6 protein-coding genes and 1 tRNA gene are annotated in these 10,612 nt (G+C 68.0%); 2 read left to right on the top strand and 5 right to left on the bottom strand.

Going from position 1 to position 10,612, the window contains the following annotated elements:
- Nucleotides 1–20: 20 nt before the first annotated feature.
- Nucleotides 21–4,649, bottom strand: coding sequence for a LamG-like jellyroll fold domain-containing protein (locus AB8M46_RS30560; RefSeq protein ID WP_394362452.1), 4,629 nt, complete (start codon nucleotides 4,647–4,649; stop codon nucleotides 21–23).
- A gap of 378 nt (nucleotides 4,650–5,027) precedes the next feature.
- Here AB8M46_RS30560 and AB8M46_RS30555 point away from each other — a divergent pair, with 378 nt between their 5' ends.
- Nucleotides 5,028–5,957, top strand: a complete 930-nt coding sequence (locus AB8M46_RS30555; protein ID WP_394362451.1) for a helix-turn-helix domain-containing protein — start codon at nucleotides 5,028–5,030, stop codon at nucleotides 5,955–5,957.
- A 309-nt stretch (nucleotides 5,958–6,266) separates the two neighbouring features.
- Here the strand turns inward: AB8M46_RS30555 and AB8M46_RS30550 are convergent.
- Nucleotides 6,267–6,343 (bottom strand) — tRNA-Leu (locus AB8M46_RS30550).
- A gap of 173 nt (nucleotides 6,344–6,516) precedes the next feature.
- Between AB8M46_RS30550 and AB8M46_RS30545 the strand changes: the two genes are divergently transcribed.
- Entirely contained in the window at nucleotides 6,517–7,128 is a 612-nt protein-coding gene (locus AB8M46_RS30545; RefSeq protein WP_005157321.1) for an ANTAR domain-containing response regulator, read from the top strand.
- A 52-nt stretch (nucleotides 7,129–7,180) separates the two neighbouring features.
- On the opposite strand, the gene AB8M46_RS30540 is transcribed toward AB8M46_RS30545, so the two are convergent.
- The 3 genes from AB8M46_RS30540 to AB8M46_RS30530 are packed head-to-tail and all read right to left on the bottom strand — an operon-like array spanning nucleotide 7,181 to nucleotide 10,601.
- On the bottom strand, nucleotides 7,181–8,398 hold the full coding sequence (locus AB8M46_RS30540) for an alkaline phosphatase (protein WP_394362450.1): 1,218 nt from the start codon (nucleotides 8,396–8,398) through the stop codon (nucleotides 7,181–7,183).
- A 50-nt stretch (nucleotides 8,399–8,448) separates the two neighbouring features.
- Nucleotides 8,449–9,102 (bottom strand): response regulator transcription factor, encoded by a 654-nt coding sequence (locus AB8M46_RS30535; protein ID WP_037345015.1) that lies wholly within the window; start codon nucleotides 9,100–9,102, stop codon nucleotides 8,449–8,451.
- Complete coding sequence (locus AB8M46_RS30530; protein ID WP_394362711.1) at nucleotides 9,099–10,601, bottom strand: sensor histidine kinase; 1,503 nt, start codon at nucleotides 10,599–10,601, stop codon at nucleotides 9,099–9,101. The genes AB8M46_RS30535 and AB8M46_RS30530 overlap by 4 nt, the downstream gene beginning before the upstream one ends.
- Nucleotides 10,602–10,612: the final 11 nt, after the last annotated feature.

Raw genomic sequence — 10,612 nt, 5'->3', positions numbered from 1 at the left:
TGCTCTCATCGGGAGGCCTCTCACGAGCTCGTCACAGCCGGATAGGAATTGCGCAGCGCCTTTTGCCGGTCCGGTGATAGCGAGCCGGTGTAGAGACGCACGTCGTCCACACCTCCGGACCAGAACTCGGAGGCTGTGGCACCGGGGCCGGCCACGGCGCGGCCGATCTGAACGGCCCCCGCCCCCTGCCACGGCCGTAGCAGCTTGCCCGCGTCGAGGTCGGGTTCACTGAGTGGATCGTCGTTGTAGACGTACAGTTCGATCTGCCCGGAACCCGCCTCGTACACCCCGACGAGCAGGACCCAGTTGCCGAATTGGCTGGGGCGCACCGATACCGCGGCCTCGGTGACGGTCCCGTTCTCCTCCGGCATCTCGAAGATCCACTTCCCGTTGCCCGATGCCTGGTCCTGGTCTATCCGGTGTCCAAGACGGAATTTCACCGGCCCCTTGCCGTCCGCACCGCCGGACAGGCTGACCGCGTCGCGGGTGCACTCGTCCTCGCAGGGAGCGGGCTTGGTCAGGTTCGCCCAAGCCGACACCGTGAAACTCCGGTCGGTCCGGAGGTCCGCCCCGCTCGCGGTGACCGCGTCGTCCACGCCGTCCAGCCGGGCGGCCTTGCCCGCCCTGCCGGGACCGTAGCCCGCGCCTCCGACCAACGCGCCGATACGGGCGCCGATCGAGTCCGTGGGGCTGTCGTTGAGCTTCCAGTTGTGCACCAGAGCCATGTCGCGGCCTGCCATGACACGGATCTCGTCGGCGAACAGCGCGCGACTGTAGACCTGGACGTCGTCGATCGCGCCCTTGAAGCGTTGTCCCGGTGTCCCGCCGGACTTCATTTGGCCGACTTGCAGCTTGCCGTTGTTGTGCACCGGAACGGCGTGTTTCGCGGTGGCGACCAACGTCCCGTTGACGTACAGCTCGATTTGTCCGCGCGGTTTGTTGTGGACGCCGGTCACGTGGGTCCAGGCTCCGGCTTGGACCTTGCCCGCGACCGCCGAATCGCCGGCCGCGGCCATCCGCCATTTCCCGTCGGCTCCCGCGGCGAGCGCGAACGAAGAGAGGGCGCTGTGGTCTTGGGACAGGACGGTGCAGGAGCAATCCGTGGCGACGTCGGGGCGGACCCACGCGGACACCGTGTAGCTTTCCGTCGAATCGACGGCGTTCGCGGTCTCGACAGCGTTGGTTCCGTCCAAGCGTAATGCCTTGTCAGCGGCGTCGGGGTCCTCGCTTTGGCCTTCGGTGTAGGCGGGCGTGCCAGCCCAGGTACCCGTCAAACCGCGACCGGAAGAGTCACCGAGGTCACCGTCGAACTTCCAACTACCGGACGACACACGGTTCTGGCTCACCACTGCCTTGATCTCATCGGGCGACAGGACCCGGCTGTAGGTGCGGACCTCGTCGACCGTGCCCGGCCAGAAGTCGCTCTCGGCGCCGTTGAACTTGCCACGGCCCATGACCAGCTTCCCGCCTGCGTTCCAGTCCGTGCCCGGGTAGACGAACTTCTCGTCGTTGCCCAATTCGCCGTTGACGTAGATCCGCATTTCCTTGGTCAGCGCGTCGTAAACCCCGGTCAGATGCACCGGCACACCCAGCGCCGGGGTCTGCTTCGCGACGACGCCGTGCCACCGCAGGGCCGCGCCGTCGGCGATGTCGGCGGAGAACTTCAAGAACACCCATCTATGCTGATCGGCGTTGTACTGCAGGTAGAAGCCACTGTTGAACACGCCGTCCTGACTGACCGCGGTCATCGCCAGTGGTTTGGCGACGAATCTGTTCGCGGTCACCCAGGCCGAGACTGTGAAGCTCCGGTCGGTCCGCACGGCCGGGCCGTCGGTCACCACCTGGGCCTTCGGTGTATCCGGATTGTCGAACTTCACCGCGCGACCGAGTTCACCATTGTCCACAAAGGTCGCGCCGTTGATCAACGTTCCTGCGCTGGCGCCGGGGATCTCGTTGCGTGCCTTGGTGTTCGGTGCACCAGGGGACGCGGGCCGGTCGTCGAACCGCCAGTGTCCCGTGCGGACATTGTCTCGGCTGACCTTCGCACCGACCTCGGCGTCGGACAGCGGCCGGTCGAAGACCTGCACCTCGTCGAGCGCGCCCTGCCAGTGATGTCCCTTGACACCGGCCCATTGCAGCCTGCCGACGGCCAGCTCACCGCCGGCCTGCCACGGCGTCCATCCGGCCGGCGCTGTCTTCTTCGCGGCCAACGCACCATCGACATACAGCCTGGCTTCAGCGGTTCCGCGATCGAACACGCCTGCCACGTGGGCCCACTTTCCCTGCTGCGGCTGGTGGGCGGCCGCGGACGTCTCGAGAGCGATTCCGGCTCCCGGATTCGCCGGGGTCCCGCCTGGCAGCCAGAACGCCCACTTCGGTCCTTGGCCGTCGTCACGCAGGTGGAGCAGCCAGCCGCTGTATCCGTTCTGCGGGTTGTCCTGGCTCACCACACCCATGGGGTCCGTGCGGAACACGTCCGGCCTGGCCCACGCCGACACCGAGAAACTGGTGTCGGTCCGGACGGTGGTCGGCGCGGTCATCGCGCTCCCGGACTGCCCGTCCAGCAACAGACCGGTCCCGACGGCTCCTGAGGTGTACGAGGCAGCGCCGTTCAGGGCACCGTGTTTGTCGCCCTGATAAGCGCTGTCCTTGGCGTTCCCCTCGAAGGACCACTGGTGCCGTGCGCCGTCGCCGGCACGGACGTTGAAGTCGTGGTGCGTCGAGTCGCTCTTGTTTCCGGCCCTGTCCACGCTTTGGACGAAGAGGGTCCGGGGGCCGTCCCCCGGTGGCGCGATACTGACCTGCGCCGGCCCTCCCAGCGCCGTCGCGTCGACCTTCTCGTTCGGCGGATCCTGCCAGCCGTACAGGTAATGATCGATGTCGCCGACGCCCTGGCTACCGAACGTGAACATGTCCGGGATTCCGGTGCCGCCGTGCCAGTCGTTGTCCTTCGTGTAGATCCTCGATTCCACGGTCGGCGTGGCGTGGGGCTTCACCAAGTCGACCGCGAACAGCTGACCGTGGGCCGCCGCACTGCTCGCCGGGGCGTCGTCCTCCGCGTGTACCCACCAGCTGACCTGCAGCCCGTCCTTGTCCGTGAGCGACAGGCCACGGCTCACCGCCACACCGGAGGGGACGAACTCTCCGTCCGACGCTTCTTCAGGGCGTCCTGTGGGCCGGACGCGCCACTTCGGCCGGACCCGTTCGTTGTCCGGATCCGAGACCGTGGTGATCAGCTGAATATGCTGGTTGGCGGTGTAAGGCACGCCGGCGCACCATTTGCACGGCGTCGGCAACGGCGGGTCCGTTCGCGGGTTCGCAGGCTGGTTCGGGGCCCGGTTCCACTTGATCGAGATCCGGGTCTCGGCCGAGGCGTACTTCCGCCACGCGAACTGATCGTTGGAATCCATGGCGTGCAGATAGAAGGTCGTCGCACCGCTCTGGTTCACCGCGTTGCGGATGTCCAGTTCGACGCCGTGGGCACCGTTGCACGAAGTGGGCGCGGCGAACTCGATCCATTGTCCCGGATTCTCGGGCTTGTTGTTCCACGTCGTGCCGTTTCCGATGGAGTGGAACACCGGACGGAGGTGATGGTTGCGGACCTGGCAACTCGGGCTGTAGGCCACCGTGGTGTAGAACTTCGCCTCCAGGATGTCCTTACCCGCGAGCTGACCGGTGTCGTAGAACGAGAAGTAGGCGCGGCCCTCACCGATGCCGTTGCACTCGTTGTGCTCGTTCCAGCACTGCCCTACCTGTGCCCAGTCCGGATGGGTCGCGTCCGCGCTCCGGCGATCGAAGGCTTGGTTGCGGAAGCGATCGCCGGACAGCACCGTCGCCCAGTAGTTGTGGCCTTGTGCGAAGTAGGCCGGATCGACCGTCACCGGATAAGCCGTGCCCTCACCCGCCAAGAACTTCTGGTCCGGTTTCAGCGTCAGGACGTCACCCGAGACTTCGACTCCGACCTTTTCGGCCCGCCCGTTCGCGTCCCACATCATCGACGACGCCGAACCGAAGAATTGGACGCCCTTGTCGTCCACCGCCTTCAGCGCCCCTGAGGATTCCGCGGTGACGCGCACACCCTTGGCGGCGATCCGCAACCGGACCTTGGACAGTGCGGGATTCTTCGCGGCGTCAGCGTTCTTCACCACCAGCAACTGCCGGTAGCCTCCGGCGTCCGCCCGCATCACGAGGTCCACCCCCTGAAGGACCTCGGGATAAGTCGCGGACGTACCGGCCAGGATCGGCTTCGGCAGCGTGGACGGCCAGTGCAACGCCAGCTCCTTGTCGCCGGCGGTCATGCGGATCAGCGGCGCGCCGTCGCCACCGCCCGACAGCACGACGTCCTCCCCCACCGACCGGGGCACGACCGCGCCGTCCCCCCGGGGCACCAGGGTTCGGTCCAGCGGGATCCAAGCGTCGCCGCGTTTGAATCTCGTCGGGACCGCGGTCATCTCCGTCGTCCTGGCCCCGTCCGGCTCCGCGTACACCGTCGAGGTGGGTGAACGCTGATCGATCACCTCGACTCGGGTGCCCTGCCGCAGAGCGGCGGCCACCGCGGTCGCGTCGTCGGGGGCTTCCTTGACGACGGATTTCTCTTCGCGCTCCGGCACGCCGGCGGCGTCGGGCACCGTGACCGAGGATGAGCTCACGATCAACAGCAAGCACAGCAGAAGAACATGCGCCCTCGATCTACCGGCATTCCTCAAGACGCGCATGAGTCATCCCCCTGGTTCGGTTCACGTGATTCCGGAAAGGCCATAGACGGTCCCTGCGTCGGAACAGGGTGCCGCGTCCCCGGAAGGCTCCGGCGGGGTCAAGGCTAGCGACGAACGGAGATCATGGATTGTAAAAATGTAAGGCGCCCGCCGGCCTAACGAGCACCGTTTTCCGGAGCCCGTTGCCCCATACGGCGGCACAGATGACTACCGACGCCGTACTGCTCTGTCACGACCACGTGGCGTTGCCGCTTCTTTTCGAGCCGAGCCTCTTCAGGACGGCTTGTCCGCGCCATGCTTTCCTTCGGGTGAATGTCGATCATCACAATCGTCAGGAGCAGGGGGAGCGCGGTGGAGGAGACTCCGTCATCCGACGGTGAGTTCTGGAAGACCCGGTCACCGGAACGCCGGTTGTCCCGATGGGTGAGTTTCTACCTGGCGTTCCGCCGGTTCACGCCGGTGCCCGAGATTCGGACCGTCGCCGCGCTGAACTCGGTCGTGGTGATCATCGACCTCGATACGCCGGTTCGCCGTCAGGTCGACGGGTCACCGCTGGCGACGATCTCCCCCGTCGTCGGGTTGTCCAACCAGCCGATGACTTACGAGCGAACGGGCGTGGAACGAGGGATCGTCATCGAGTTGACCCCGCTGGGTGCGAGAGCGCTGTTCGGCCTGCCACTGCGGGAAATCAGTGCCACCACCGTGACACTCGACGACCTCTTGGGTACACGTGCCCGAGTTCTCACGGAAGAGCTGCGGGAGGCAAAGGATTCGGACCATCGCTTCCGGATTCTCGACTGCCGCTTGGCGAAGTGGATCTTGAACGAACCGGAACTGCCCCGCTCGCTCGACCAGGGCTGGCGCAACCTCACCCTCGCGGAGCGGATGGTCAAGGTCGACGACCTCGCGGAGCAGGCAGGCCTCACCCGGCAACATTTCACCACTCGCTTCCACCGAGAGGTCGGCTTGCCTCCGAAAGCCGTTGCACGGGTCGCCCGATGTCACCGCGCCATCCGGCTTCTCACCGGCACCAACCCGCCACCCTTGCCCTCACTCGCCGCACTGTGCGGATACACCGATCAAGCGCACCTCAACCGCGACTTCCGCCTGCTGATCGGCTGCACCCCGACCGCGTTGCTCCGCGCCGGGAACGCGACAGACCTCTACCTCGGCAGCCTCATCAGCCTGCGGCCAGCGCCGCTCACCGGCACAAAGCTGGAATCTGGGCGTCCGCTTTTCTAGAACAGGCTCCCGTACGACGTGTGAGAACGCATCGAGCGGCCGGCGGCCACGACATTGTGCGGTACCAGTCCACTCTTTCGCCGTAGGTCATTTCGGCGACGAGGCCCCGTGGTACCGCCGCCAGAGAGCGGTTCAGGGTGTTCTTCAACACCTGTGGCAGAGTGCGCGGACGCTGTGCATTCTCGTCCACGATGGTCCTCCGTGGCGAAATCCGCTCCGGCTCGGACGAGATCGTCGCACCCCGCACGGTTCGGCCAGACGGGCGGACGCGAGCCGGATCTGCATATGGGGTAGTTGTCGTGCATCCTGTGGTGCCCCCGGTGAGATTCGAACTCACACTGGACGGGTTTTGAATCCGTTGCCTCTGCCAGTTGGGCTACGGGGGCGGCGCGCGGTGAACTTTACGGGATCACGGGAGCGCGCCGTACGCCGGGCCCGGGAGTGTGACGACCGTCTGACGTGGTGAACGCCATCTAGCCGTCTGGATCGTTCCCGGTAGGCTTCAGGTTCGCGGACAGCCCGCGAGCCGAACTGCCCGACGACCTTCAGGAGGACCCCGGTGACCGAGCAGGCTGCCGAGGCCAATGGTGCCGTCGCCGCACCCCAGCGGCGGGTGCTCGTGGCCGAAGACGAGGCCCTCATCCGTTTGGACCTCGTCGAGATGCTCCGCGAAGAGGGCTACGAGGTCGTCGGTGAGGCCGGGGACGGCGAGCAGGCCATCAACCTGGCCACCGAGTTGAAGCCCGACCTCGTGATCCTCGACGTCAAGATGCCGAAGCTCGACGGTATCGAGGCCGCTTCCAAGATCACCGGCGACCGGATCGCGCCGGTCGTCATCCTGACCGCGTTCAGCCAGCGCGACCTCGTCGAGCGGGCCAGGGACGCGGGCACGATGGCGTATCTGGTCAAGCCGTTCGCCAAACGCGACCTGGTGCCCGCCATCGAGCTTGCCGTGAGCCGGTTCGCCGAGCTGCAGGCGCTGGAATCCGAGGTCGCTGGCCTCACGGACCGGCTCGAGACGCGCAAGGTCATCGACCGTGCCAAGGGGCTGCTGATGAGCCGTCAGGGGCTCACCGAGCCGGACGCGTTCCGGTGGATACAGCGCACCGCGATGGACCGCCGGACCACGATGAAGGCGGTCGCCGAGGCCGTCGTCGAGAGCATCGGCTGACGAAACCCGCGAAAAAGGCCACCTCCATTGTCGGAGGTGGCCTTTTTCGTGCTCAGAGGCCGCTCGCCAGCCGCATCACCCAGTAGACGTCGGTGTTCTCGACGGTGCCACCCAGACGGGTGGAGCCGGGGCCTTCGGCGGTGACCGGGGTGTCGGCGCCGGTGTGGTCGTGAGTCGTCCAGTCCACAGTGAACTGAAGCTTCGAACCCGGTACGTCGAAAGGACCGTCCTGGTCAGGGTCGGTGTCGGACGCGTCGTAGTTCTCGATGCTCAACCCGCCCGTTTCGTGGTCGCCGCCGATGATCACCAGCGTGTCGGGGTGCGTGCGGACGAAGCGCAGGACCTCGGCGACGGTGGCGTCGAGCGACCGGCCCGCGTCGATCACGCCGTGCGCGTTGTTCTCGTGCGACATGCCGTCGGTCCCCTCTTCCTCCAGGAACAGGAAGAAGCCGCGCGGGTTCTTCGAGAGGGTGTCCAGCGCCTTGCGCGCCATCTGCTGGAGCGGCACCCGCGGCGCGTACTTCCCGACGCCGTCGGGGCCGTAGTCGACCATGTCCTCGTTCGCGAACAGGCCGAGGATCCGGTTCGCCCGCGTGGTCCGCAGTTCGTCGCCGTCGCGCACGTAGGTGTAGCCCGTCCGCTGCGCGCGTTCGACCAGATTGCCGTAGGGACTGCGGCTCTCCTCCCCCGGTTTGTCCGGCCAGAGCCCGGGGTTCCCCTTGGGATACCACCAGTCCTCGCCGCCGCCGAGCAGGACATCCGGACGGCTGTTCTCGATGTACTGCTTCGCGATGTCGCTTTGCGAGTCCCGGCTGGGCACGTGCGCCGCGAACGCCGCCGGCGACGCGCCCGTCACCTGCGCGGTGGTGACCAGGCCGGTCGACTTCCCCGCCCGCTTCGCCCGTTCGAGAATCGTCTCCAGCGGGCGCCCGTGGCCGTCCACCCCGACCGCGCCGTTGCGCGTCTTGTGCCCGGTCGCGAGGGCGGTGGCCGCCGCGGCGGAGTCGGTGACGATCTCGTCGGGATCGTCCGAAGCCGTCCGCACCAGCCCGGTGGCCGCGAGCCCGTCCATCGCGAGCCTGCCGTTCTTGCCCTTGAGCGCCAGCCGGAGCAGGTCCCGCTGACCGAGGCCGAGGCCGTCGCCCTGGATGTAGATGATGTTGCGCGCCGACCGCGCGCCGGACCCCGCCGTCGTCGTGTCCGCGACGGCGGCCGAGCCACCGCACAGGACCACCAGAACCGTCGCCGCCGCAAGACCACGTCCGCGCACATCGCCTCCCATTAGTTAGGAACCTTTCCTAACAGAGATGAGAGGCTCGTTCAACCACGCAGAATGCCCGCATCGTGCGCGAGGATCGCGGCCTGGACGCGGTTCGCGCAGCCCAGCTTGGCGAGGATGCGGCTGACGTGGATCTTCACCGTGCCGTTCGACAGCCGCAGCTCTTCCGCGATCTCCGCGTTGCCCAGGCCGCGCCCCACCCGAACCAGGACGTCGAGCTCCCTCGCGGTCAGCGCTTCGATCCGCCGCCTGGCCCGTGCGGCGTTGTCGGCGTCCGCCGCGTCGGCGTCGCGGAACCGGTCGATGACCTGCTTCGCGATCCGGGGCGACAGCACCGCCTCACCGGCGGCCGCGGACCGCACGGCCTGGATGAGCTGCGCCGGATCGGTGTCCTTGAGCAGGAACCCGGCCGCCCCCGCGCGCAGGGCGCGGGCCACGTAGGCCTCGTCCCCGAACGTGGTGAGCATGATGACCCGCACCTCACGCGCGATCTCCTCGACCGCGGCGAGCCCGTCCGTCCCGGGCATCCGGATGTCCATCAGCGCGACGTCCACGGGTATCCGCCGGACGACGTCGATCGCCTCCGCGCCGTCCGAGGCCTCGGCCACGACGTCGATGTCGCCCGCCTGCTTCAGCAGGAGCCGCGCGCCGGCACGGAGCAGCGGTTCGTCGTCGGCGAGCAGGACCCGGATCATGGCGCCTCCTCCGGTACGGGGACCTCGAACCAGGTCTTCTCCACCAACCCCCGGTCGCCGAAGCAGAACCGGAAGATCGCGGCGGTTTCCGCGTCGGGCGGATCGGCGGCCGCGACGTAGACGCAGTAGCTGTCGCCGGGTATCGGCGGCTCGTGACCCTCCGCGGCGGCGTGCGCGGCGGGTTCGTTCGGGCCGAACCACGCCTCGACCTCTTCGGGTGTCATCCCGATCTTCACGCTGGCCAGCGGATCCTCGTGGTCGGCGGGCGTGAGCGGCGGTACGAATGCGAGCGTGGTCAGCAGCAGCGCGGCGACGGCGGCCAGACCGGTCGTCAGGAGCAGACCCGACTGGATCCGGCCCGGCCGCTCTTCGCCCGTCTCTTCCGCGAGGGGCGCGTTCGCCCGTTTCGGCAGGCCGGCCGTGACGGCGAAGCCGCCTTCGGGATCCGGCCCGGCGGTGAACGTCCCGCCGAGGAGACGGACCCGTTCACGCAGGCCGCCCAGCCCGCGTCCGGTGCCGGGCAGCCGCTCCGCCGCCACCTGCTCGGCGCTGTTGCGCACCACGACCTGCACCAGGTCGTCGCCATGATCGACGACGACGATCACCGACGCGCCGGCGGCGTGTTTGTGCACGTTGGTCAGTGCCTCGCGCACCAAGCGGTGCACGGCCCGGCGGACCGGTGGGCGGACGCCGTCGAGGTCGGAGCCCCGCCAGTCGAACGCCACTTCGAGGCCAGCATCGCGCGACGACGTCACCAAGCCCTCGATATCGGCCTTCGTACCGGCGGCGTCCGTGGCTTCGGCGGGTTCGGCCGGTTCCCCGCCCGGCCGCAGGATGCCGAGCGACTCCCGCAGTTCCTCGAGCGCGATCTTGGCCGTCGACCGGACGTGCCCGGCCGCCTGCCGCAACTCGGGATCCTTGCCCTCGGCGGCGACCTCCAGCGCACCGGAGAACATCGTGATGAGGCTGAGCCGGTGCCCGAGCTGGTCGTGCATCTCCTCGGCGAGCCGCGACCGTTCCTCCAGGCGGGCGCGGTCGCGCAACGCCACCACCAGCCTCGCCTGCTGCGCCTGCATCGCGCCGGCCAGCGCGGGCAGGACGAGGCACGAGACCGTCGAAACGGCGATCACCACGAGGACGTACTGCCAGCGGAAGGCCGGCTGGGTGAGCAGCACGACCGCGGCAGGCAGCAGCGCGGTGAGACCGAACAGCGGCCACCGCCGCCCCCGGACTCCCGCCGTATGCGCGACGACCGCGAGTGCGACACCGGTCGCGGGGAACAGCCCGAACAGCACGGTCGCGGCGAGCAGCGCGGACACCGTGAACCGGCGGCGCAGCAGCACCAGCACGACGGCGCAGGCGATCACGGCGGCCAGCACCGGCACCGACGGCGGGAACACCTCCGGCCAGCCCCACGCGGGCAGCAGATCGGCGAGGAAGACGGTCACGCCCCCGACGAATCCGGCCAGGAGTACCTCGGCGAGCCGCCGGTCGAGCATCTTCACGCTCC

The sequence above is a fragment of the Amycolatopsis sp. SB7-3 genome, assembly GCF_041021335.1.
GTDB lineage: Bacteria > Actinomycetota > Actinomycetes > Mycobacteriales > Pseudonocardiaceae > Amycolatopsis > Amycolatopsis japonica.
This window is presented reverse-complemented; position numbering and strand designations above follow the sequence as displayed.

Coding starts and splice junctions, on each gene's coding strand:
- AB8M46_RS30555 (WP_394362451.1), top strand. CDS start 5,028: ATGTCGATCATCACAATCGTCAGGAGCAGGGGGAGCGCGGTGGAGGAG.
- AB8M46_RS30535 (WP_037345015.1), bottom strand. CDS start 9,102: ATGATCCGGGTCCTGCTCGCCGACGACGAACCGCTGCTCCGTGCCGGC.
- AB8M46_RS30530 (WP_394362711.1), bottom strand. CDS start 10,601: ATGCTCGACCGGCGGCTCGCCGAGGTACTCCTGGCCGGATTCGTCGGG.